General features: G+C 64.2%; 23 protein-coding genes. 15 read left to right on the top strand and 8 right to left on the bottom strand.

Features of this window, described 5'->3' with window-relative positions:
- The first annotated feature begins 5 nt into the window (after positions 1-5).
- On the top strand, positions 6-1,004 hold the full coding sequence (locus KRX52_RS09460) for an LLM class flavin-dependent oxidoreductase (protein WP_217681491.1): 999 nt from the start codon (positions 6-8) through the stop codon (positions 1,002-1,004).
- 238 nt (positions 1,005-1,242) lie between these two features.
- Positions 1,243-1,599, top strand: coding sequence for a bacteriocin (locus KRX52_RS09455; protein WP_217681490.1), 357 nt, complete (start codon positions 1,243-1,245; stop codon positions 1,597-1,599).
- A gap of 136 nt (positions 1,600-1,735) precedes the next feature.
- Here the strand turns inward: KRX52_RS09455 and tpx are convergent, their stop codons facing one another.
- Positions 1,736-2,233 carry a thiol peroxidase gene (gene tpx / locus KRX52_RS09450; RefSeq protein ID WP_217681489.1) on the bottom strand — a complete coding sequence of 166 codons (498 nt, stop codon included), beginning with the start codon at positions 2,231-2,233 and terminating at the stop codon, positions 1,736-1,738.
- A gap of 236 nt (positions 2,234-2,469) precedes the next feature.
- Between tpx and xthA the strand changes: the two genes are divergently transcribed.
- The 4 genes from xthA to KRX52_RS09430 all read left to right on the top strand — a co-directional run bounded on the left by xthA (position 2,470) and on the right by KRX52_RS09430 (position 6,331).
- Positions 2,470-3,282 carry an exodeoxyribonuclease III gene (gene xthA / locus KRX52_RS09445; RefSeq protein ID WP_217681488.1) on the top strand — a complete coding sequence of 271 codons (813 nt, stop codon included), beginning with the start codon at positions 2,470-2,472 and terminating at the stop codon, positions 3,280-3,282.
- A gap of 116 nt (positions 3,283-3,398) precedes the next feature.
- On the top strand, positions 3,399-4,766 hold the full coding sequence (locus KRX52_RS09440) for a substrate-binding domain-containing protein (RefSeq protein WP_217681487.1): 1,368 nt from the start codon (positions 3,399-3,401) through the stop codon (positions 4,764-4,766).
- Between the two features lie 212 nt (positions 4,767-4,978).
- Positions 4,979-5,959: a TerC family protein gene (locus tag KRX52_RS09435; RefSeq protein WP_217681486.1), complete on the top strand. Its 981-nt coding sequence runs from the start codon at positions 4,979-4,981 to the stop codon at positions 5,957-5,959.
- A 93-nt stretch (positions 5,960-6,052) separates the two neighbouring features.
- On the top strand, positions 6,053-6,331 hold the full coding sequence (locus tag KRX52_RS09430) for a peptidylprolyl isomerase (protein WP_217681484.1): 279 nt from the start codon (positions 6,053-6,055) through the stop codon (positions 6,329-6,331).
- An 88-nt stretch (positions 6,332-6,419) separates the two neighbouring features.
- On the opposite strand, the gene KRX52_RS09425 is transcribed toward KRX52_RS09430, so the two are convergent.
- On the bottom strand, positions 6,420-7,553 hold the full coding sequence (locus KRX52_RS09425; RefSeq protein ID WP_437439696.1) for a PilT/PilU family type 4a pilus ATPase: 1,134 nt from the start codon (positions 7,551-7,553) through the stop codon (positions 6,420-6,422).
- Positions 7,554-7,749: 196 nt separating this feature from the next.
- On the opposite strand from KRX52_RS09425, the gene KRX52_RS09420 reads away from it, so the two are divergent.
- A complete protein-coding gene (locus KRX52_RS09420; RefSeq protein ID WP_217681482.1) occupies positions 7,750-9,339 on the top strand; it encodes an ABC-F family ATPase in 1,590 nt (529 codons plus the stop codon).
- A 58-nt stretch (positions 9,340-9,397) separates the two neighbouring features.
- On the opposite strand, the gene KRX52_RS09415 is transcribed toward KRX52_RS09420, so the two are convergent.
- Together KRX52_RS09415 and KRX52_RS09410 are read right to left on the bottom strand one after the other, a co-directional pair.
- Positions 9,398-10,096: a DUF1294 domain-containing protein gene (locus KRX52_RS09415; RefSeq protein ID WP_217681481.1), complete on the bottom strand. Its 699-nt coding sequence runs from the start codon at positions 10,094-10,096 to the stop codon at positions 9,398-9,400.
- A 13-nt stretch (positions 10,097-10,109) separates the two neighbouring features.
- Positions 10,110-10,943: an undecaprenyl-diphosphate phosphatase gene (locus tag KRX52_RS09410; protein ID WP_217681480.1), complete on the bottom strand. Its 834-nt coding sequence runs from the start codon at positions 10,941-10,943 to the stop codon at positions 10,110-10,112.
- Between the two features lie 282 nt (positions 10,944-11,225).
- Between KRX52_RS09410 and KRX52_RS09405 the strand changes: the two genes are divergently transcribed.
- Entirely contained in the window at positions 11,226-11,915 is a 690-nt protein-coding gene (locus tag KRX52_RS09405; RefSeq protein ID WP_217681479.1) for a hypothetical protein, read from the top strand.
- 1 nt (position 11,916) lies between these two features.
- Here the strand turns inward: KRX52_RS09405 and KRX52_RS09400 are convergent, their stop codons facing one another.
- Complete coding sequence (locus KRX52_RS09400) at positions 11,917-12,384, bottom strand: DUF3429 domain-containing protein (RefSeq protein WP_217681478.1); 468 nt, start codon at positions 12,382-12,384, stop codon at positions 11,917-11,919.
- Between the two features lie 353 nt (positions 12,385-12,737).
- Here KRX52_RS09400 and fapA point away from each other — a divergent pair, with 353 nt between their 5' ends.
- From fapA to fapF, 6 genes are all read left to right on the top strand, one after another.
- The gene (fapA, locus tag KRX52_RS09395) at positions 12,738-13,196 is read left to right on the top strand and encodes a functional amyloid chaperone FapA (protein ID WP_217681477.1); all 459 of its coding nucleotides are present in this window, start codon (positions 12,738-12,740) and stop codon (positions 13,194-13,196) included.
- Position 13,197: 1 nt separating this feature from the next.
- On the top strand, positions 13,198-13,776 hold the full coding sequence (fapB, locus tag KRX52_RS09390) for a fibril amyloid subunit FapB (RefSeq protein WP_217681476.1): 579 nt from the start codon (positions 13,198-13,200) through the stop codon (positions 13,774-13,776).
- 58 nt (positions 13,777-13,834) lie between these two features.
- Positions 13,835-15,184 carry an amyloid-like fimbrin subunit FapC gene (gene fapC, locus KRX52_RS09385; RefSeq protein ID WP_217681475.1) on the top strand — a complete coding sequence of 450 codons (1,350 nt, stop codon included), beginning with the start codon at positions 13,835-13,837 and terminating at the stop codon, positions 15,182-15,184.
- Positions 15,185-15,251: 67 nt separating this feature from the next.
- Entirely contained in the window at positions 15,252-15,932 is a 681-nt protein-coding gene (gene fapD, locus KRX52_RS09380; protein ID WP_217681474.1) for a fibril amyloid maturation endopeptidase FapD, read from the top strand.
- A gap of 51 nt (positions 15,933-15,983) precedes the next feature.
- Positions 15,984-16,715, top strand: a complete 732-nt coding sequence (fapE, locus tag KRX52_RS09375) for a fibril amyloid subunit FapE (RefSeq protein WP_217681473.1) — start codon at positions 15,984-15,986, stop codon at positions 16,713-16,715.
- Between the two features lie 44 nt (positions 16,716-16,759).
- Positions 16,760-18,004, top strand: coding sequence for a fibril amyloid transporter FapF (fapF, locus tag KRX52_RS09370; RefSeq protein ID WP_217681472.1), 1,245 nt, complete (start codon positions 16,760-16,762; stop codon positions 18,002-18,004).
- Positions 18,005-18,079: 75 nt separating this feature from the next.
- Here fapF and KRX52_RS09365 read toward each other — a convergent pair whose 3' ends face one another.
- From KRX52_RS09365 to KRX52_RS09355, 3 genes are all read right to left on the bottom strand, one after another.
- Positions 18,080-19,384, bottom strand: a complete 1,305-nt coding sequence (locus KRX52_RS09365) for a sigma-54 dependent transcriptional regulator (RefSeq protein ID WP_217681471.1) — start codon at positions 19,382-19,384, stop codon at positions 18,080-18,082.
- Between the two features lie 165 nt (positions 19,385-19,549).
- Positions 19,550-20,134 carry a Fe-S biogenesis protein NfuA gene (gene nfuA / locus KRX52_RS09360; protein ID WP_217681470.1) on the bottom strand — a complete coding sequence of 195 codons (585 nt, stop codon included), beginning with the start codon at positions 20,132-20,134 and terminating at the stop codon, positions 19,550-19,552.
- Between the two features lie 93 nt (positions 20,135-20,227).
- A complete protein-coding gene (locus KRX52_RS09355) occupies positions 20,228-22,501 on the bottom strand; it encodes a fatty acid cis/trans isomerase (protein WP_217681469.1) in 2,274 nt (757 codons plus the stop codon).
- A gap of 163 nt (positions 22,502-22,664) precedes the next feature.
- Here KRX52_RS09355 and ppnP point away from each other — a divergent pair, with 163 nt between their 5' ends.
- On the top strand, positions 22,665-22,946 hold the full coding sequence (ppnP, locus tag KRX52_RS09350; RefSeq protein WP_217681468.1) for a pyrimidine/purine nucleoside phosphorylase: 282 nt from the start codon (positions 22,665-22,667) through the stop codon (positions 22,944-22,946).
- The last annotated feature ends 36 nt before the right edge of the window (positions 22,947-22,982 follow it).

Here is a 22,982-nt window from a genome sequence, read left to right as displayed (position 1 = left end):
ACGCAATGCCCCGACTGGCCGACGTCAAATTTTCCGTGCTCGACCTCTGCCCCATCCGCGACGATGGCGGACCGGCCCAGGCCCTGCACAATTCCCTAGCCCTGGCCCGCCATGTGGAGTCGCTGGACTTCACCCGCTTCTGGGTGGCCGAGCACCACAACATGGACGGCATCGCCAGCTCCGCCACCGCCGTGCTGGTCGGCTACCTGGCCGGGGGCACCTCGCGCATCCGCGTTGGCGCCGGTGGCGTCATGCTGCCCAATCATGCACCGCTGGTGATCGCCGAACAGTTCGGCACCCTCGCCACCCTCTACCCGGGACGCATCGACCTGGGGCTGGGACGGGCGCCGGGTGCCGACCAGTACACCGCCCGCGCGCTGCGCCGCGCGCGCTCGGGCAGCGACGATGATTTCCCGCAGGACGTCGAGGAGCTGGAATACCTGCTCGGCCCGGCACAGCCCGGCCAGCGGGTGATCGCCATGCCCGGCGTCGGCACCCAGGTGCCGCTCTGGCTGCTCGGCTCCAGCCTGTACAGCGCCCAGCTGGCGGCACAGAAGGGCTTGCCCTACGCCTTCGCCTCGCACTTCGCGCCGCACTACCTGCACGAGGCGATCCGCCTGTACCGCGACAACTTCCAGCCTTCGGCGGTGCTCGACAAGCCCTACGTGATGATCGGGGTGCCGCTGGTCGCCGCCCCCAGCGACGAAGAGGCCGCCTTCCTCGCCACCACCGCCTATCAGCGGGTGCTGGCGCTGCTGCGCGGCGAGAGCCGGGTGCTGCACCCGCCAGTGTCGTCGATGGCCGGCCGCTGGCTGCCCCGCGAGCAGGAGGCGGTCGGCAACTTCCTCGGCCTGGCAGTGATCGGCGGCCCGGAAAAGGTCCGCGCCCGCCTGGAGATGATCCTCCAGCAGACCGGCGCCGATGAGCTGATCTTCACCGGCGACTTCTACGAGCCTGCCGACCGCCTGCGCTCATTCGAGATCGTCGCCGGGCTGCGCGGCTGAGTGCGCCGTAGCGCGCGAGGTTCCTGCTGCGGCGAACCTCGCGCCTTTGCCGTTGTCTCACCTTCCGCTGCGTCGACAGCGCTACCCGCCCGGCTTCGTCACCGTCAGATGCACGGTTTGCCGGCCCCGGGGACTCTCGACGCGTGAACCCGTTTCCAACCGGAGCGCATGGCGTTTGTCCAACGCCGCGCGAGCCGGGACAATACTCCCCCCTGTTTTCTTCCTCGAGGTTCCCAACATGCGTAAAGCACTTTCCGTCCTGACCCTGAGCCTGCTGTGCGCCCAAGGCGCCATGGCCGATGGCGGCACTCGCGCGGCGGTCGGCGGCGGTCTCGGTGGCGCCCTGGGCAACGTCCTCGGTCAGTCGCTCGGTGGCAAGACCGGTGCTGCGGTCGGTGCCGGCCTGGGCGCCGCTGCCGGTGGCGCGATGACCGCCAAGAGCGGCAACAAGACCAAGGTCGCCGTGGGCAGCGGCCTGGGCGCTGCGGGCGGCTCGCTGCTCGGCAACACCCTCGGCGGCAGCACCGGCGGTGCGGTCGGCGCGGGCCTCGGCGGCGCGGCCGGCGGTGCCATCAGCAATGGCATGGGTCGCTGATCATCACCACGCCGAGCCTATCGCTCCCAACAAAAAGCCCGCGAAAGCGGGCTTTTTGTTGCGTGGTAGCCTGACCTCTACGGCCAAGCCTGCCACCACGCAAGCCCGCCAGGGCGGGCTTCAGGAGCCTGGCGACTCAGAGTGCCGCCAGCGCCGCCGCGTAGTCCGGCTCGTTGCCGATCTCGGAAACCAGCTGGCTGTGCAGCACCTTGTCGTTCTCATCCAGCACCACCACGGCGCGGGCGGCCAGGCCGAGCAGCGGGCCTTCGGCGATAGCCACGCCGTAATCCTTGAGGAACTCGCGACCGCGCAGGGTCGACAGGTTGACCACCTTGTCCAGGCCTTCCGCGGCGCAGAAGCGCTTCTGCGCGAACGGCAGGTCGGCCGAGATGCACAACACCACGGTGTTGCTCAGCTGGCTGGCCTCGGCGTTGAACTTGCGCACCGAGGTAGCGCAGGTCGGCGTATCGATGCTGGGGAAGATGTTAAGCACCTTGCGCTGGCCGGCGAAGTCGGCGAGGGACTTGTCGGACAGGTCGGCGGCTACCAGGCGGAAGGCCGGGGCCAGGGCACCGGCCTGCGGCAGCTGGCCATCCACGTGCACCGGGTTGCCCTTCAGGGTCACTTGGCTCATTGCTTGAATCCTTTATTTTCAATGGGTTAAGTACGAAACCTAGAGCTTCGAAAGAGCTATTGTGCGCCCCGTCAGCGGAGAAGACCTCCCGACAGCAGCGTGCCGAAAAGCCTAGCATGCAGCCGAACCGGCAAATCCATGCATTTCGAGCAGGTACTGGCCACGGCCGCACGGTGGCCTGGGCGCGGACGATCGGCTAGGATCGCGCTCGAACTGTCCCCCACGGAAAACTGTCCATGAAACTCGTTTCCTTCAATATCAATGGCTTGCGCGCACGTCCTCATCAGCTGGCTGAGCTGATCGAGCGGCACCAGCCGGATGTCATCGGTCTGCAGGAAACCAAGGTGGCGGACGAACAGTTTCCCCGCGCCGCGGTCGAGGCGCTCGGCTATCACGTCGAGTATCACGGCCAGAAGGGCCACTACGGCGTCGCCCTGCTCTCGCGCCAGGCGCCGCAGAACCTGATCAAGGGCTTCCCGTGGGACGGCGAGGAATCGCAGCGGCGCTTCATCGGCGCCACCTTCACCGATGCCCAGGGCCAGCCGCTGCACGTGTTCAACGGCTACTTCCCGCAGGGCGAGAGCCGCAACCATGCGAGCAAGTTTCCGGCCAAGACGCAGTTCTACGCCGACCTGCAGCGCCTGCTCGAGGAGCGGTTCAGCCCCGCACAAGGCGTGGTGGTGATGGGCGACTTCAATATCTCGCCGCAGGACAGCGACATCGGCATCGGCGCGGAAAACGCCAAGCGCTGGCTGCGCAGCGGCAAGTGCAGCTTCCTGCCGGAGGAGCGCGAGTGGATGGCCCGCCTGCACGGTTGGGGTCTGGTGGACAGCTTCCGGGTGCTGCACCCAGAGGTGAACGACCGCTTCAGCTGGTTCGACTACCGCAGCCGCGGCTTCGAGGACCAGCCCAAGCGCGGCCTGCGCATCGATCTGATCATGACCTCGACCGGCCTGACGCCGCGCCTGCAAGCCGCCGGCATCGACTACGAGCTGCGCGGCATGGACAAGCCGTCGGATCACGCGCCGGTGTGGCTGCAGCTCGACTGATCCGCCCTTGCGACGCTCTGCCACGGCCCTGACACGCCGGCTGTCACCAGGCTGTCATTTTACTGACTTATTCTGCGCGGCATCATCAAACCTGACCAACAAGGTTCCCTGCCGCCATGCTGCGCCTTCCCTCTCAGCGTTCCCTCCGTGCCCACCTGTTGCTCGGTGGGTTGCTGGCCGTCGCCATCCCCACCGCCAGCTTTGCCGCCCTGCCCCTGCCAACCGATGGCCAGCCGGCACTGAGCATCCAGGGCTCCAACACCATCGGCGCCAAGCTGGGCCCGGCGCTGGTCGGCGGCCTGCTGGAGAAGGAAGGCTTTACCGATGTGCGCATCGTGCCCGGCAGCGAGAACGAGCAGCGGGTCACCGCGCGTGACGACAAGGGCCGCATGGTCAACATCCAGGTGGCCGCTCACGGCTCGGGCACCGGCTTTGTCGCCCTCGGCAACGGCAGCGCCGATCTGGCCGCCTCCTCGCGCCCGATCAAGGACAGCGAAGCCGCCAGCCTCATCAAGTTCGGTGATCTGCAGAGTCCGGAGGGCGAGCAGGTCATCGCCATCGACGGCCTGGCGGTGATCCTGCACCCGTCCAACCCGCTCAAGGCATTGTCGGTGCCGCAGCTGGCCCAGGTCTTTGCCGGCGAGGTGAAGACCTGGGAGGAACTGGGCGGCCGTGGCGGCGCCATCAACCTGTACGCCCGCGACGACAACTCCGGCACCTGGGATACCTTCAAGGAGCTGGTGCTGGCCAGCCAGGGCAAGAGCCTGGCCGCTGGCGCCAAGCGCTTCGAGTCGAGCACCCAGCTGTCCGACTCGGTCAGCGGCGACCCGCAGGGCATCGGCTTCATCGGCCTGCCCTACATCCGCCAGGCCAAGGCGCTGGCGATCAGTGCCGGCGACTCGCAACCGATGCCGCCGAGCGCCGAACTGGTGGCCACCGAGGATTATCCGCTGTCGCGTCGCCTGTTCTTCTACGTGACACCGAACGAAACCAATCCCTGGGCCAAGCAACTGGTAAGCTTCGCGCACAGCCCGCGCGGCCAGGAAATCGTCGCCAAGAACGGCTTCATCTCGCAGACCGTGAAGGCGATGAAGGTGCAGCTCAACGGCGAAATGCCGACCGGCTACCGCACGCTGGCGACCGATGCCCAGCGTCTGGCCGTCAACTTCCGCTTCGACGAAGGCAGCGCCGAACTCGACAACAAGGCCCTGCGCGACGTCCGTCGGGTACTGCGTTACCTGAAGGACAACAACAAGATGATGAGCCAGGTGGTGCTGGTCGGTTTCGGCGATCCGAAGAACGACAACCCCGAGCGCGCCTTGCTGCTGTCCAAGCTGCGGGCCGTGGCCGTGCAGCGCGAACTGGTGAAGAGCGGCGTGCTGGTGCGTGAAGTCAGCGGCCTCGGCGACGCCCTGCCGGTGGCCGCCAACGATAGCGAAGAAGGCCGCAGGAAGAACCGCCGCGTGGAAGTCTGGGTCTACTGATCCGGCGCAGGAGCCGGCCGCGGGCGGCGCATGCCGCACCGCAGGCCCCGAGAGCGACGCAGCTCGATCTGGTCACGCCGCCACCCGCGCCTGGCCGGCAAATCCTGTAACCAACGCCTGCTTGCCGCATTGCCACGCACCGCCTAGATTCCTAAATGACCCCGGGCCCCTCTGACGGTTGACAGCCGCCATGTCGGAGTCCGGAGGGTGTCATGCACACACTGCAGGCTGTTCTCTTCGCCGACGTTCTCGGCACCGCCACCTGGCTGTGGCTGACTTTCTTTGCGCTCGTCTTCGCCCTGCTGACCTTCGACCTCGGCGTCCTGCACCGCGGCCATCGGGAAATCGGCATCGGCGCCAGCCTGTGGCTGTCCGCCGGCTATATCAGTGTCGGCCTCTGCTTCGGCGCCTGGGTGTGGTACCAGATGGGCGCCACCAGCGCGCTGGAGTACTACACCGGCTTCCTGATCGAAAAATCACTGTCGATGGACAATGTGTTCATCATGGCAATGATTTTCGCCTTCTTCGGCATTCCCCGCCGCTACCAGCACGATGTGCTGTTCTGGGGCATTCTCGGCGTGATCGTGCTGCGGGCGCTGATGATCGGCCTGGGCGCGGCGCTGCTCCACCATTTCGAGTGGGTGCTCCACGCCTTCGGCGTGTTTCTGCTGGCAACCGGGGTGAAAATGCTGCTCAGTCCCCTCGACGACAGCCCCGACCTGCTGGCCAGAAACCCGCTGGTGCTCCTGCTGCGCCGGCGCCTGCGGGTGACCGAGCAACTGCACGAGCACCACTTCTTCGTCCGGCTGCCGGATGCGGCCGGTCGTCCGCGGCGCCACGCCACCCCGCTGCTGCTCGTCCTGGTGCTGATCGAACTGGCTGACCTGCTGTTCGCCGTGGACAGCATCCCGGCGATCTTCGCCATCACCCAGGATCCCTTCATCGTCTACACCTCGAACATCTTTGCCGTGCTCGGCCTGCGCGCCCTGTACTTCGCCCTGGCGGCGATGATCCACCGCTTCGCCTATCTGAAGTACGCCCTGGCGCTGGTGCTGGTGTTCATCGGCGCGAAGATCTTCCTGGCCGGCCTGTTCGGCAAGATCCCGGCACCGCTCTCGCTGGCCGTCACCCTTGCCCTGCTGACCGGCGGCGTGCTGTTTTCCCTGTACAAGACCCGCCCGCGCAGGGACTAGCGCAGCACGGATCCAGCGCCCGGTGGCACAAGGCAAACTGCCGGTCTTCGGTTACACTGCGCGCCCGCTGCCACTCCCCCGAGGACCCCGCCGATGCCCATCGCCATGGCCCGCCACATCCTGGTCAAGACCGCCGCCGAAGCCGAGCAGCTCAAGTTGCGCCTGGAGAAGGGCGAGGACTTCGCGACCCTGGCCCGGCGCCACTCGTTCTGCCCCTCGCGCAAGCGCGGCGGCGATCTGGGCGAGATCCGCCCGGGGCAGATGGTCAAGCCGTTCGAGAACGTGGTGTTCCGCAAGCCGCTGCATCAGGTCCACGGCCCGCTGAAGACCCAGTTCGGCTGGCATCTGGTGCTGGTCTACCTGCGTAGCTGAAACGCAAATGCCGGAGCCACCTGGGTGGACTCCGGCATTTTTGCACCCGCAGGCGCCGCTGCCGTTCAGGCGGCGGCGCCGGGGAGAATCAAGCCGTCGGCTCTTCTTCCTCTTCCATGGTCGGCGCCAGGCTCCAGGTCGAGGTATCGTCAGGCTTGGCCTGACCACCGCCCTCGCCGTCGCGGTGCAGCTTGAGCTTGAGGCGCACGTTGTTCGCCGAGTCGGCGTTCTTCACCGCTTCCTCTTCGCTGATCGCACCCTCGTTGACCAGATCGATCAACGCCTGGTCGAAGGTCTGCATGCCCAGCGGCCGCGACTTCTCCATGACTTCCTTGATCAGGTTGAAATCGCCCCGCTTGATCAGGTCGCGGATGGTCGCGGTGCCCATCAGGATCTCCACCGCAGCGCGTCGCTTGCCGTCGACAGTCTTGACCAGGCGCTGGGAGACGAAGGCCTTGAGGTTGTTGCCGAGGTCGTTGAGCAGCTGCGGGCGCCGCTCCTCGGGAAAGAAGTTGATGATGCGGTCCAGCGCCTGGTTGGCGTTGTTGGCATGCAAGGTGGAGATCGCCAGGTGGCCGGTCTCGGAGAAGGCCAGGGCGTGCTCCATGGTCTCGCGGTCGCGGATCTCGCCGATCAGGATCACATCCGGCGCCTGGCGCAGGGTGTTCTTCAGCGCCGCCTGGAAGCTGCGGGTATCCACGCCCACCTCGCGCTGGTTGATGATCGACTTCTTGTGCTTGTGCACGTACTCGACCGGATCCTCGATGGTGATGATGTGCCCGCTGTGGTTGCGGTTGCGGTGGTCGATCAGCGCCGCCAGCGAGGTCGACTTGCCCGAGCCGGTACCGCCGACGAACAGCACCAGGCCGCGCTTTTCCAGGATCACGTCGAGCAACACCGGCGGCAGCTTGAGATCCTCGAAGCGCGGGATATCCAGCTTGATGTTGCGCGCGACGATGGACACCTCGTTGCGCTGCTTGAAGATGTTGATCCGGAAACGACCGATGTTGGGCAGCGAGATCGCCAGGTTCATCTCCAGCTCGCGCTCGAAGTCGACCTTCTGCTCGGCATCCATCACCTCGGCGGCGATCTTCGCCACGTCGCCCGGCCCCAGCGGCTCCTTGCTCAGCGCGCGCAGCGCACCATTGAACTTGGCGCAGGGCGGCGCGCCGGTCGAGAGATACAAGTCCGACCCATCCTGGCTGGCCAGGATGCGCAGCATTTCCGTGATGTTCATCGAGATAAACGCCGTAACAGGTTGTTCTAAAAGGCCATCATTCTGCATCAAGCAATGCGTGACGCCCATCACGGTTATCCGGATTGAGAAGCCGTCGATCCTTTAGGCTGCCGCGACTGACGCAAAACGCTACAATGTACGTTTTTTGCGCTCCCGCGCCCTCTCCTTGCAGGTCAGATTCGTGATTTCCACCGCTAACATCACCATGCAGTTCGGCGCCAAGCCGCTGTTCGAGAACGTTTCCGTCAAGTTCGGCAACGGCAACCGCTACGGCCTGATCGGCGCTAACGGTTGCGGCAAGTCGACGTTCATGAAGATCCTCGGCGGCGATCTGGAACCCTCCAGCGGCCAGGTGATGCTCGATGCCAATACCCGCCTGGGCAAGCTGCGCCAGGACCAGTTCGCCTACGAAGAATTCAACGTGATCGACACCGTGATCATGGGCCACGAGGAGCTGTGGCGGGTCAAGGCCGAGCGTGATCGCATCTACTCGCTGCCGGAAATGAGCGAGGAAGACGGCATGGCCGTGGCCGAACTGGAAACCGAGTTCGCCGAGATGGACGGCTACACGGCCGAATCCCGCGCCGGCGAGCTGCTGCTCGGCCTGGGCATTCCGCTGGCCCAGCACTTCGGCCCGATGAGCGAAGTGGCGCCGGGCTGGAAGCTGCGCGTGCTGCTGGCCCAGGCGCTGTTCTCCAATCCGGACGTGTTGCTGCTCGACGAGCCGACCAACCACCTGGACATCAACACCATCCGCTGGCTGGAAAACATCCTCACGGCGCGTAACAGCACCATGATCATCATTTCCCACGACCGCCACTTCCTCAACAGCGTGTGCACCCACATGGCCGACCTGGACTACGGCGAGCTGCGCCTGTTCCCGGGCAACTACGACGAGTACATGACCGCCGCGACCCAGTCGCGCGAGCAGCTGCTGGCCGACAACGCCAAGAAGAAGGCACAGATCGCCGAGCTGCAGACCTTCGTCAGCCGCTTCTCGGCCAACGCCTCCAAGGCCAAGCAGGCCACCTCGCGCGCCAAGCAGATCGACAAGATCCAGCTGGCCGAGGTCAAGCCGTCCAGCCGCGTCAGCCCGTTCATCCGCTTCGAGCAGACCAAGAAGCTGCACCGCCAGGCGGTGACCGTCGAGCACATGTCCAAGGGTTTCGATTGCAAGCCGCTGTTCAAGAACTTCAGCTTCAGCGTCGAAGCCGGCGAGCGCGTAGCCATCATCGGCCCCAACGGCATCGGCAAGACCACCCTGCTGCGCACCCTGGTCGGCGACCTGACCCCGGACAGCGGCTCGGTGAAGTGGACCGAAAGCGCCGAGGTCGGCTACTACGCCCAGGATCACGCCTCCGACTTCGAGGCTGACATGACCCTGTTCGACTGGATGGGCCAATGGACCCAGGGCGGCGAGCAGCTGGTGCGCGGCACCCTCGGCCGCATGCTGTTCAGCAACGACGAGATCCTCAAGTCGGTCAAGGTCATCTCCGGTGGCGAACAGGGCCGCATGCTGTTCGGCAAGCTGATCCTCAACAAGCCCAACGTGCTGGTGATGGACGAACCGACCAACCACCTCGACATGGAGTCGATCGAGGCGCTCAACCTGGCGCTGGAGAACTACCCGGGCACGCTGATCTTCGTCAGCCACGACCGCGAGTTCGTCAGCTCCCTGGCCACCCGCATCATCGAGCTGTCGGAAGACGGCGTGACCGACTTCAGCGGCACCTACGACGACTACCTGCGCAGCCAGGGCGTCGCGGCCTGAGGTATCCAGCCGGCCCGATGGGCCGGCTGCCTGCTCCGGGAGCCGGCCCCGCCGGCTCCTAGAACAGCGCAGCCAACTGCGGCACCACTTGCCGGCTGAACTTCCCACCCAGCAGCAGCCAGTCGATCCAGACCGCCTGGTGCAGCCCGACAATCCCCCAGAACACCGCCTGATACGAAACCTTGCGGGTCTTGTGCCGGAACACCTGCTGCGCCAGCAGCGCTCCCGGCCAGCCACCGAGCAACTCGACCGCATGCAGGGTGTTTTCCGGCGTGCGCCAGCGCCCCTTCTCCGCATTGTTCTTGTCCGCCCAGTACTGCAGGAAGCTGACCAGGCTGAACAGCGCGTAACCGCACAGCAGCCAGACGAAGCCTCCCTGCAGCATCTGCAACGCGCCGCCTAGCGGCAATGCGCACAGCGCGGCAAACACCAGCAGCTTGAGCAATGCATTCTGCACGCCGGCAGAAGAAGCCCGCTTGCGGGTCGTCTGTGCTGCAGCGGGCTGCTCGGCCTGCCGAGGCTTGCGACGGATCGCTGGGCGGTCGAGACTCAGCTCATCGAAGCGCATGTGACTGGCCCGTGCCCGCCCCTGCTGATCGCGCTCGGCAATGAACAGCACCGTCTCGCCCGGGACGGGACGGCGCTCACCGCGCATCGCCGAGATATGCACGAACAGCGGCTCACCGCCCTGTTCCGGCTGGATGAAACCGAAGCCCTTCTGGTCATTCCAGCTTTTCAACACACCGCGCCGTTCCATAGCCGTTTCGCCCTCAGCCCTGCGCCGTGCTCCAGTCGATCAAACCCAGCTGCCAGGTGGCGAGGATCAGCAGGCCGAAGCCGATCCGGTACCAGGCGAACACCGCGTAGCTGTGGCTGGCGATGAATTTCAGCAGCGCACGCACGGCGAGCATGGCGAAGACGAACGAGGTGACGAAGCCCAGGACGAACACCGGCAGATCGGCGCCGTTCTCGAACAATGCGCGGTGCTTGTAGCCGGAGTAGACCGCGGCGCCGACCATGGTCGGCATGGCGAGGAAGAAGGAGAACTCGGTCGCCGCCTTGCGCGACAGGCCGAAGATCAGGCCGCCGATGATGGTCGAGGCCGAGCGCGAGGTGCCAGGGATCATGGCCAGGCACTGCGCGCAGCCGATCTTGAGCGCATGCTTCCAGCTCATGTCGTCCACGGCCTGCACTTCGACGGCGTGTTGGCGCTTCTCGGCCCAGAGCATGACCACGCCACCGATCACCAGCGCGCTGGCCACGGTGATCGGATTGAACAGCCAGTGCTCGATCAGGTCGGCAAAGGCCAGGCCGAGGATCACCGCCGGGAGGAAGGCGATCAGCAGGTTGACGGTGAAGCGCTGTGCCTGACGCTCGCGCGGCAGGCCGCAAACCACCCCGATGATGCGCTGACGAAACTCCCACACCACCGCGAGGATGGCGCCGAGCTGGATGATGATGTTGAACGCCTTGGCGCGGTCGCCTCCGAAGCCGATCAGGTCGGCGACGATGATCTGGTGACCCGTGCTGGAGATCGGCAGGAACTCGGTCAGCCCCTCGACGATACCCAGGATCAGCGCCTGGATGGCGGTCCAGAATTCCATGCAAAAACTCCCCGTCACGCGCCTGGCGCGCGTCCTTGCTCATGATTGATAAGTGTCGACCGGCGCGCAGGGCGGCGGACGAACCAGCGGGCGGCATCCTACCAGAGCTGGCCGGCCGGCAGCAGGTCTTGACCTATTGCGCGTTGATCGGGGTCAGTCCGGATCATTCGGCTTACGCCCGTAGTGGCAGATGGCCGACTTTGATCGCAAATCTGCGCAAGACAACTGGTGGGTTGTCACAGTCTTTGCGCATACTCTGCCACCACCTGTTGTCGCCTGCCCATGGAGGGGCTGACGATTACCCCCTGGCTGTTCGCCGCCAGCGGCAACGACCCCACCTGCATGCATGGCGCCGTCGCGATGAGCACGATGAACTTCCAGGAAGTGAACCTGGACAAGAAACCGAACCTGGACCTGATCTGGGACCTGGATCGCCTGGAGCAGCGCGAGCTGGCACAGCGCTTCATTCGCCTGTTCGAGAACCGTCTGTGCGTCTACTCCGAGTCGGTGAGCCAGCTGTATACCAACTACGGCCTGCACTTCCCCGCCGAGCTGGGCCGCAAGATGGTCGTGCTGCCCAACCCCTACGCCTTCCACGACACCCTGAACCACATTTCGCCCTATTCGGTACGCAAGACCGGCCTGTGCGTACTGCCGGGGCAGTTCCAGGGGCACAATGGACTGCTGCTGGCCCGTCTGGGCGCGCAGGGCGAGATGCTGCAGGCACGCCCGTTCAAGAGCGCTCTGGCACAGATCATCAGCAAGCTGAAACAGAATGGCGACGTGTTCCTGCCGGTGCTGATGAAGGGCGACCTGCGCGAGTTCGACCAGCGCATGCCCTACCTCCATCTGCACCGCCTGCAGCTGACCCAGCTGCCGCATCTGTCCGCCTTCGAGCGCAACGACCTGCAGCAGACCGTGACCCGCAAGCTGCTGATGCTCTACCGCCAGGCCGACCAGCTGAGCTGCTGAGTCAGCCCGCCAGCACTCCGGCCCAGGCAATCAGCAGGCAGGCGACCACCACCACGGTCAGCGGCATGCGCAGGGGGCGGTACCAGACCGGTGCCAGCCCCAGGCGAACAGCACGCAGGTCCGCCAGGTACAAGCCGACGAAAGCCAGCACGAATACCGGAATCGCCAGCGCCGCCGGCAACCCGAAGGATACCGCCGCCCAGCCCAGCAACGGCGGAATCACCGACAGCCCCAACTGCAGCTGGGCACGCAGGTCGTCCTGTTCGGCGCGCATCGCCAGTCCCCAGTGAATCGCCCCCATGAATGCCAGGATCACCGCGGCGTAGTCGAGCAACGCAGCCAGTACCAGCGGGCGCCAGCCGACTGGCGTGATCCAGATCCCCAGTGCGCCACTGACAAACGGGATCAGCCCGGCCATGCCGAGCAGCCAGGCCAGTTGCGGCGGGCGGGTGGCGGTAAACGGGTGCATGTTCTCTCCTTGTCCTGTGCGAGTGGCAACTTGTAGTGATGCAACAACTACGGGGTTGTTGCAAGCATGATACAGATCGTCACCGCAAATACCGCGGACGCCGGACTTTGCAGTCTTTTCCGGGCGGAGTGTATCAATCCTGCGACACCCTCGAGCGCCATGCATACCGCGGATTGTCCCGCCCCGCTCCCGCGCTGCCACATTGCCACCGTCTCATCGCCTTGACACCGATTGTTGCCGGTAGCGCGAAGAAAACTCTAACCCACTGATTTCATTGAAGTTCAAGAAACTGGCACGTCACATGCGTTTGACCTCTCACGCAAAAGGGTCTGAATCGCGCAGGAACCGCTGCCATGGATCGAAACGCTTCAAGGATTTCTCGTTCGGCACTGCTGTCCATGCTGGTGCTCTCAGGCCTGGGAGCGGCCATTCCCACCTACTCCGCCGACGGCATCATCGTCATCACCCGCGACGTGCAGCCTCGGGTTGCCACCCGCCCCGCCCTGATCCCCGACCCCGATCCGCGCACCGTCAATGCCAACCCCTCCAGCACAGTCATCAGGGCGACCAATTCGTACGAATTGACTGATGCCGACTTTGCCGGGATTACCAGCGGATCCAGCCTGCAACACCAGATGCTCCCCAACGGACAGCTGCCCGGCTTGAGCCATTCATCCCAAGTCTCTTCGCAGGGCCTGCCTGGCATGCGCGCAGGCCAAGGCGGCGGAGCGGGCAGCAACGTCTCCAACCAGATCAATCGGAGCCTTCAGCAGGGGCTGGCACCGCTGAAAATCCTCACCGGAGATCGCTGACATGCTGCGCCTCACCCTACTTATCGCCATGACCCTGCCTGCCGTCAGCCTTGCCGATCAGGCTCAGGTCGACAACCACTCGACAATCGACAACAGCGGCAGAACCTATCAGGGCGTGCTGTCGGTCAATCAGGCCGCCGGCAGCCAGCAGCAACAGATCAACGGTCGAGCACTTTCGCTTGGCGCCAATGCCAACGCCACCACCGACTTTCGCCAGTATCAGGAACTGGACGGCATCGACCCCTCCCTGAATGCCCAGGCCAACATCACCGGTAGCGCTTTCAGCAATGGCTCCGGGGTACTGGGCGTCAATCAGTCGGCAGGAGCCGGCACTCAACAGATCAACTCTTTTCGCGTGAGCATCGGTTCTGGAACGCAGAGCGTGGACGACAGCGTCCTTGCGCAACAGAACGTGGTGCTCTCACAGAACTCAGGAACGGCTGAGACAAGTCCGGGAGAGCGTGCCGTCGCTATCGACAGACAGGCCTTCGCCGGCAGCAGTGGTGTAGTTCAGCTGAACCAGAGCGCTGGGGTGGGAAACCGGATGGCCAACACCGTCAGCATCAGGGTCATGGATTGACTCGTTATCCAACGCAAGACCAACACGTGTTGCATAAAAAACCGCAAGGAGAACCACCATGAAAGTGTCAATGGCTCTGAAACCACTGGTATTCGCCATGGCTGCCGCAATGGCAATCGCGGCCCAGGCAAACCAATCGAATGATCGCGACCACGATCACGATCCCCTGCTGGACCGCAACGCTGGCGACGCCACTGCCTACGCAGGCCGCGATCAATATATCGGTGAAGCCCAGGTCACCAATGAGGGCACCGAAAACACCGTCAACATCGAGAACTCGCTGAGCAGCAGCGGCAACATCGGCGCCAACGTTGCCGCCGGCGACATGAACCAGCAAGCCAACAATGTCGCGATTGCCACCGCCGACGAGCAGTTCGTCTTTGGCAGCGCCGAAGCCACCTCCGACATCGACCAGGACAACGACGGCTGGACACACAACCTCGGTGGCGGCAACGCGGCGAACATGGTCGGCTCCGGCAACAACGCCTCCGGCAACATCGGCGTGAACGCTGCCAGCGGCAACCTCAACCAGCAACAGAACGCCCTGGCGATCGCCACGGCCAGGGGCTGGGATGCGACAGCCACTGCCACCGGCAATCAAAGCCTGAGCGGCGGCGTGGACAACAAGGCCGGCAGCGTGACCGTCGTCAAGACCCTCGATGTCAGCAAGGACTGGAGCAACAACTACTCGAAGAACGAATCGAGTGATTCGAGCGATTCCTGGGATTTTTCGTGGCAGGCGCAGAGTGCCAAGTCGGCGACCGCTTCGGCCTCGCTCACGGCCAGCCATGACTCGTCCGTAAGCTCCGACCGCACCTACAACGCCAGCCTGGATGTCGTCGTGGACGCGAACAAGTCGAGCAGCTCCTCCAGCGAGTGGGACAAGACGGCCCATCTGGACGCCACTGCCAGCGCCAGCCTTGACGGCCATCTGGTTGTTTCGCCCGAAAGGATTCATGCCCATGCCGATGGGGCGCTTGACATCACGGCCAATGCCAACGCGGCCGAAAATGCGAGCGAGGAATCCGCAGCGCACTTCGACCTCGCCAAGAGCGTGGACGCAAGCTCTTCCTACACAGCGGACGATTCTCGCAGCGTGGACAAGAGCTTCGCGGCCGAGTACAGCGTAACCCGCGAGGCCAGCGCCTCGGCCAGTGCGGAGAAGAACGAAAGCCATAGCGCCAACAGCTCCATCGAGGAGGCCGGCAACAGCACCCTGGCTGCCACCGTTACCTTCACGAAGAGCTACACCTTCGCCAACCCGGTCATCAACAGCGCCACCCTCAGCGACTCGCTCAACGGCTCGAGCGGCAACATCGGCGTCAACATCGCCTCGGGCAGCAGCAACCAGCAGTTGAACACCCTGGCTGTCGCCGTCGGCTGCAATTCCTGCAACAACGGCAACTAAGTAACCACGCGCGAAGGGAGCCCTGCACCCGCAGGGCGTCCCTTAAAGTCATAGGGAGTGTGCCCCCATGCGTCTGGCCATCCTGTCTGTCCTGTGTTGTCTGAGCGCTGCGCTGCAAGCCGCCCAAGTCCCATTGGCCGTACTCCCCGGCGGTGTGATCGCCTTCAAGCACGTCGAAAGCATCCGCGAGCGGCGCTTCCGCAATCTGGTAGAGCAGAAAACCGACTTCAGCTGTGGTGCCGCCGCACTGGCCACCATCCTGCGCGAGGCCTACCGATTCGATGTGGACGAAACCTTCGTGATCAACGGCATGCTGGCCGGTGCCGACCATGAACTGGTTCGTACCCAGGGTTTTTCCATGCTCGACATGAAGCGCTATGTCGAAAACCTCGGCATGCGCGCCCGCGGCTATCGGGTCCCCGCTGCCGGCCTCGAGCAACTCAAGGTTCCCGCTATCGTGTTGCAGGAAGTCCGAGGCTACAAACACTTCGTGGTACTGCAAAGAACCGAAAATGGCTGGGCCTATATTGGCGATCCGATTTTCGGACATAAACGCTACAAGCTTGAAGATTTCCTCAAAGGCTGGAATGGCATCGTCTTCGCGGTAATTGGCCGGGAGTACGACAAGGCCAATGCCCTGTTGAATCCGCCCGACCCACTCTCTGCCAAAGATCACCTGAATGCATTCCAGCCCGTCAAGGATGCCGAACTGATGGAACATGGATTCATCCAGAGCGATTTCTTTTGATAACAGACAAATCATTCTGACATCACGGACAGAAAGTCTCCGGAGGTCGCCATGAAGATTCATGTATTACTGGCTGCCAGCTGCATTGCCGCCAGCATTTGCGCTCAGGCCAGCAATCCACTGCAACCGGTCGAGCTGAGCGACCGGGAACTTTCCCAATTGCGCGGACGCTTCATCATGCCGGGGCAAATCGTCCACTTTGGCGTCACCATGAGCAGCGCGTGGGAGAACGCCAGCGGCCAGGTGCTCGCAGGCGCGGTGCACATGCAGGCGAGCGAAGGGATGTTCCAGCCGCAGTTCAATGTTTCGACCATCACCCAGAACGGCGACCAGAGCGCCCCTACTGCGGGCAGCGGACAAATCTATGGAGGCGAGGGCCTGAGCTCCGTCAACGGCGTGACGCAAAGCGTACGCTCGGCCGGCGATTTCAATAGCGCAGCGAACAATTTCGTCGTCAACGTCAAACGCGGCGGTTCAGCCCCGAATGCGAGCAATGCCGGCGAGCCATTCGCCAACCACATCGAGAGCACTCAGGCCGGCAGTGTACAGATCAGCACAAGCGATGGCGGCTTCAGGATCGCCATCAACGCGCTTGGCCAAGGCACCAGCCTGCAACAACTGGGGGCTGGCGGATTGCAACAGCACGCCAATATCGGCGGATCGAGCAATACGGTCAGGAACCTGACCGAGCTGGATGTGGTACTGCGCGAAACACCAATCCCGGCAGGCTCGATAGGGGTCAACCTGGATCAACTGCGTGCACTACGCCCTGCGGGTTACTGATCTACGCTGGATACACTGATAAATAATCGCGATAGGGACTTCCCATGACTCCGTCATATTCGCTTCGCGTGGCAGTGTGCATTGCTGCGCTACTGCCTTCGACACTCCTGTATGCCGCCTCGGATGCCGAGGTAAGAGAACTGCAGCAGGCACTGCTCGAATTGCGCCAGCGCTACGACGCGCAGCAGAAAGCTCTCATGGTGCTGGAACAGCGGGTACGCGAGGTAGAGACAAAACCTGGCGTTCCCCAGCCACAGCGGCTGGCCCGCTCCCCCTCCTCCAGCAGCCAACCTGCTTCCGGCTACGGTGAGAGCCTGCGCGAAGACAACACCCCGGCGCGCAGTGTCGAGAACATCTATGACAAAGCCAGCGGCTTCTTCGGCGAAGGCACGCTCAGCCTGGAAACCGGCCTGACCTACAGCCACTACGATACCCGCCAGCTAGGCCTCAACGGCCTGCTTTTGCTGGATGCGATCTTTCTCGGCAACATTAACGTCGACCAAATCAACTCCGACAATTTCACCCTGGACATGACCGGCCGCTACAACCTGGGCAATCGCTGGCAGTTCGATCTCAACGTGCCACTGGTCTATCGGGAGTCCACCTACGAGTCGGCGGGCGCTGGCGGTTCGACCACCCAGGTTTCGTCGGAAAGCGTCACCGGCGATCCCAGACTCGGCGATGTCAGCTTCGGGGTGGCCTACAAGTTTCTCGACGAGAGCGAAAGCCTGCCAGATGCGGTGTTCAGCCTGCGGGTGAAGGCGCCAACCGGCGAAGACCCCTACGGCATCAAACTGGTGCAGTCGCCCGACAACGACAACCTGTCGGTTCCGCAAGATCTGCCCACCGGCAACGGCGTGTGGTCGGTCACTCCAGGCATCTCGGTGGTCAAGACGGTGGACCCGGCCGTGCTGTTCGGCAACCTGTCCTATACCTACAACCTCGAGGAGTCCTTCGACGATATCAGCCCCGTCCAGAACCAGAAGGTCGGTGGCAAGGTCAAGATGGGCAACTGGTTCCAGTATGGCCTGGGCACGGCTTTCGCCCTCAACGAGCGCATGAGCCTGTCGTTCTCCTACTCGCAGCTGATCAGCCAGAGGAGCAAGATCAGGCCGGATGGCGGCGGCTGGCAGACGGTTTCCAGTAGCGACGCCAATGCCGCCTACTTCAACATCGGCATGACCTATGCCCTCAGCGACAAACTGACCATGGTGCCCAACCTGTCGATTGGCCTGACGCCGGACTCGCCGGACTTCAGTTTCAGCCTGAAATTCCCCTACTACTTCTGAATCCACCGCGACAGGCTCAGCATAGAAAAGGCCCTTGCCGGAAGGAGTCCGGCAAGGGCCTTTTCTATCTCGCGCTCAACGAATCCGGTGCTTGTTCAGCAGGCGGTAGAAGGTCGGCCGCGACACCCCCAGCGCCCGGGCCGCGTGACTGTGGTTCGCCGAGTACTGGCGCAGCACATCGCTCAGTGCCTGTTTCTCGGCCTGCATCTTGTAACGCTCAAGGCTGTAATCCTCCTGGCTCGCCGATCCGCAAACCTCACGAAACCCCAAATCCGACGCCGCGATCTGCCGTCCCTCGGCCAATACCAGGCCGCGGCGCACGCGGTTGGCCAGCTCGCGCACGTTGCCCGGCCAGGCATATTCGCTCATCGCCCGCAGCGCCTCCTCGCTGAACGAGCGCGGGCGGCGGCCGACTTCGTCGGCGTACAGCCGGGCAAAATAGCGGGCGAGGGCCGGCACGTCTTCCAGCCGCTCACGCAAGGGGCTGGTGTGCACCTGCAGGACATTCAGCCGGTAATAGAGATCCTCACGAAAACGCCCGCGCTCCACCGCCTGCTCGAGATCGATGTGGGTGGCCGCCAGGACCCGCACATTGACCTCGATCAGCTGGTTGCCGCCGACCCGCTCGATCTGCCCCTCCTGCAGGAAACGCAGCAGGTTGGCCTGCAGATCCAACGGCAGGTCACCAATTTCGTCGAGAAACAGGGTGCCATCATGGGCCGACTCGATCCGGCCGATCTTGCGCTGATGGGCGCCGGTGAAGGCGCCCTTCTCGTGGCCGAACAGTTCGGACTGGATCAACTGCTCGGGAATCGCTCCGCAGTTGAGCGCCACGAAGGCCTGCTCGGCGCGACGTGACAAACGGTGCAGGGCGCGAGCCACCAGTTCCTTGCCGGTCCCGCTCTCGCCGCGGATCAGCACCGGCGAGTCGGTCGGTCCGAGCTTGCCAAGCAGCTTGCGCAGCTCGCGCATGCACGGCGCATTACCGAGCAGCTCGCCACCACCATCGACCTGCACGGCCCGGCGCAGCGAAGCCATACCCAGAGCATGTCCCAAGGTGGCCAGCAGCCGCGGCCAGTCGAATGGCAAGGAGTGGAAATCGAAGCACCACTCGGCGACGAACAGGCCGACGTGACCGTTCAGCGATGTGCCAGGCGGAAGTGCCGCGATCCACTGCGCCGGCGTGCGCCGCAACAGTTCGCCAATCGTGTCCAGACAAGGGCCGAGCCGTATCAGGCCGACATCGGCCTGACGGGTGAACGCCTGATCCAGGGAGCAGAGTTCGACTGCCCAGCCGGCGTTCTGTACTTCGGAAACAATGGGATTGAATTCGTCGAAAAGGTCGACGACAAGCAGTCGACGCAACATTGACTTGTGCATATTCCATCCTGGTTATTCGCTAATGCGCCCTCCAGGGGCATTGGCGTTGCATGGATGAAACTAGCAAACAGCATGAGGGAGACTTAGATGCATTCCTGATAATTACAATTACGGAATGCGACAAGGGCGGCTGCCCGCCCTTGCAGAAACACCGGATCGTGCAACTCAGTAGAACGCGTTTTCCTTGTTGCTGTGATCGGTAACGTCGCGCACGCCCTTGAGTTCGGGGATGCGCTCCATCAGGGTCTTCTCGACACCGTCCTTGAGGGTCATGTCGACCATGCCGCAGCCCTGGCAACCGCCGCCGAAACGCAGGATGGCGACGCCTTCGTCGTCGATGTCGACCAGCGAAACCATGCCGCCGTGGCTGGCCAGACCGGGGTTGACCTCGGTCTGCAGGTAGTAGTTGATGCGCTCGGGCAGCGGGCTGTCTTCGTTGACCATCGGCACCTTGGCGTTCGGCGCCTTGATGGTCAGCTGGCCGCCCATGCGGTCAGTGGCATAGTCGACCACGGCATCCTCGAGGAACGGCACACTGACCGCATCCAGCCAGGCGGTGAAGTCCTTCAGCGCCAGAGGGGTGTCTTCGGCCTTCTGCTCGCTCGGCTTGCAGTAGGCGATGCAGGTTTCGGCGTACTGGGTACCCGGCTGGGTAATGAACACGCGAATGCCGATACCCGGAGTGTTCTGCTTCTGCAGCAGGTCAGCCAGGTATTCCTGGGCCGATTCGGTGATGGTGATGTTGCTCATGGCGACTCCTCGCAAGTATGGACGCAGTGTACGCGATGCGCGGGCGGGGATGAAGTCCCAGTGTTTTGGTCGGAATAAGCCGGCAACCCGGGCTCACAGATTCTGATAGCGATTCATGTCCAGCACCCCCGCCTCCACCGGCTCGTGCTCGCGAATGTGCTCGCCGAGGTCATGGAACAGCGCCCAGAACTGCGGATGGGTGCGGCGCACACCCCAGCGCCGCACGATCATCTCGAAGTCGGCCGCGCTGCGGGCCTGCTGCAGCGCAGCGACGAAAGCGTTCACCTCGCCCTCGCGCAGGCTGAACAGGAAGTTGGGGTAGCTGCTCAGCACTTCCGGATAGAGCGTCAGGGTGTCCTTCTCCGGCTGGTAGCGCAGCGACTCGCCGAGCAGGAAGGCCACGTTGCTGTGCGCGCGGTTGCGCAGCAAGCTGTAGACCTCGCGGCCGCCGCCATCCAGTTCGACGCGCAGCAGGGTCGCTTCCGGCAGGTATTCGATGGCCGGCAGCTGGCTCAGCGGGCGCGCCGCCAGGGCGCTGAGGCGTTGGTCGATGCGCTGCACTGCCGGGCTTGCCTGCGGACGGAAACAGCGCGCGTCGCGGCAACGGTTGAGCGGGTCGGGGCGCGCGTTGAGGCTGCCGTAACGCTCCAGCAGACGCTCGGCAAACGCCGCCTTGGGATCGTCCGCAGGCAGGCGCAGGCCGCTGGGCGTGCCAGCGTCGATGCCCTCGTAGTCCAGCCACAGCTTCAGTTTGCCGCCATCCTGGTACCAGTCGCCAAGGATCGCCTGGCGCTGCTCCGGCGGCATCAGGCGCAGGAAGTTCTGCTCGGCGCCATTGCGGATCAGGTCGAAATACAGCCGGGTCTGTGCCTGGTGCGAGACGTTGCCAAACACGTCGAAGTTGACCACCAGCTGGTAGTAGGTGCGTTCGAGCAGCGGGAAATCCAGCCACCACAAGGTCTGCGGCACCGCGCCGATCAGGCCCTTGCGCACCGAGGCGCTGTCCAGTTGGCGGAAGATGCTCAGCAGCGCATTGTCGTTGCCAGCCCAGATATGCGACCAGCTCGGGTAGGGCGTATGCGAGTAGGCCTCGCGGCGCGCCGCCTCGTAGGCATTGCGATTGGCCTTGGACTCGCGCCAGAGCAGCGGCAGCTGGGCCAGACTGTCCTGCACGCCGGGCAGCGCCAGCAGCGGCGTGACCCGCTCGCGGTAGGCCGCATCGGTCAGGTAGAGGTCGTGGGCCGGGGCCTGGAACAGCGTCCAGAAGTGGTCGTGGATCACTTCGGTGGCGATCTGGCCGCGGCACACCGGGCCGCGGATGAAGGTGCGCACGAAGTACTCGGCGTCGTCCAGCATGAACTGGTAGCGCGCCTGCGCCGGAATGGCGGCGAAGGTTGCGAACGGGTTGGCGCGGCGCTGCGGGCCATAGCCGGGCACCGCCTCCACCTGCCAATCCTCGGCGAAGAACAGCGTCTCGATGCGCTCCAGCTTGCGCGGGCTCAAGGCATAGGTGATGTGCGTCTTGTGCACGATCACGCCCTGGATCGGCCGCAGCCGGTAGAAGAAGCGTGTGCCCGGATCGTCGTTGGGGCGACGCGTGGCAATCACGTCCACCGGCTCGCCGGGAGGCGTGCGCGAACGCACCAGCTCGAAGAAGTGCCCGCTGCTGCCCCGGTCGAAGTACAGATGGGCGAGGAACAGGTGCTCGTACAGCCAGCGCGCCACCAGCTGCTCGCGGGCACCGGGGCGGTTGAACAGCGCCTCCCAGTCGGCAACCTGCACGACCTCCGCAGCAGTGGCCACCGGTGGCTGGCCATCCAGCGGCGCGCCCTGGACCAGCCAGCTGCGCAAGGTGGCGTACTCGCCATCGGTCAGCCCGGTGACGGCGAACGGCATGCCGGCGCGGGGATTCTTGCGCGCGAAGTCGTCGAACTGATCGGGCCGCGGGCACTGGTTCTCGCGGCGGATGCCGATGTCCAGATCCTCCGGCAGCTTGCTGCCTGGCAGCGGCGCATGACTGCGCCCCAGTTCCAGCATGCGCGCCACCAGGGCCGCATCGCCGCCCCCCAGCACGGAGTGGAAACCCCGGCTACGCCAGCCCTGCTCGCTCTGCGCATCGACGAACAGCCGGCTGGTTGCCTGCGCCTCGGCGCGCCTGGCGCTGTACACCGGCAGCGGCGAGGCGCCGCGCTGGATGCCGGTAGCGCTGCCCAGATTGAGCTGACAGGGCGCATCGTAGCAGGCATGGCAGGCCACACATTTCTGCGTGAGGATCGGCTGGATGTCACGACTGTAGGAAACAGGCTGAGCCTGCAGCACACCACCGAGCAACAGCAGCACGGCGGTGAGCAACGCGCGGATAGCCATGGGCCTGTTCCTGATCGAATCGAATGGACGATTCTAGCGCTCTGCGCCGGGGCCGTCGCCGACGACAGACCTTCTCCGGCGATATCGATGCCGGTACGGGTGACGCGCCCACCGGCGTTGGGCATACTGGCGCGCCCTTTTTCTCCTTTATGCAGAGGCCCGCATGTTCAAGGTCAACGAGTACTTCAACGGCACCGTCAAATCCATCGGTTTCGAGATGGCCGAAGGCCCGGCCACCGTCGGCGTGATGGCGCCCGGCGAATACGAATTCGGTACCGCCAAGGCCGAGGTCATGCACGTGATCGCCGGTGCCCTGACCGTCAAGCTGCCGGGCAGCGACGCCTGGGAAACGTTCGCCGCTGGCAGCAAGTTCGACGTTCCGGCCGACAGCAAGTTCCAGCTGCAGGTTGCCCAGGATACCGCCTACCTCTGCGAATACCGCTGAGCGCGCTGCGCCGGCTGGCCTCCGCCCGCCGGACAC

This window comes from Geopseudomonas aromaticivorans, from assembly GCF_019097855.1.
Taxonomy (GTDB): Bacteria; Pseudomonadota; Gammaproteobacteria; order Pseudomonadales; family Pseudomonadaceae; genus Geopseudomonas; species Geopseudomonas aromaticivorans.
The sequence above is the reverse complement of the archived record's forward strand: the minus strand, read 5'-3'. Positions and strand labels throughout refer to the sequence as shown.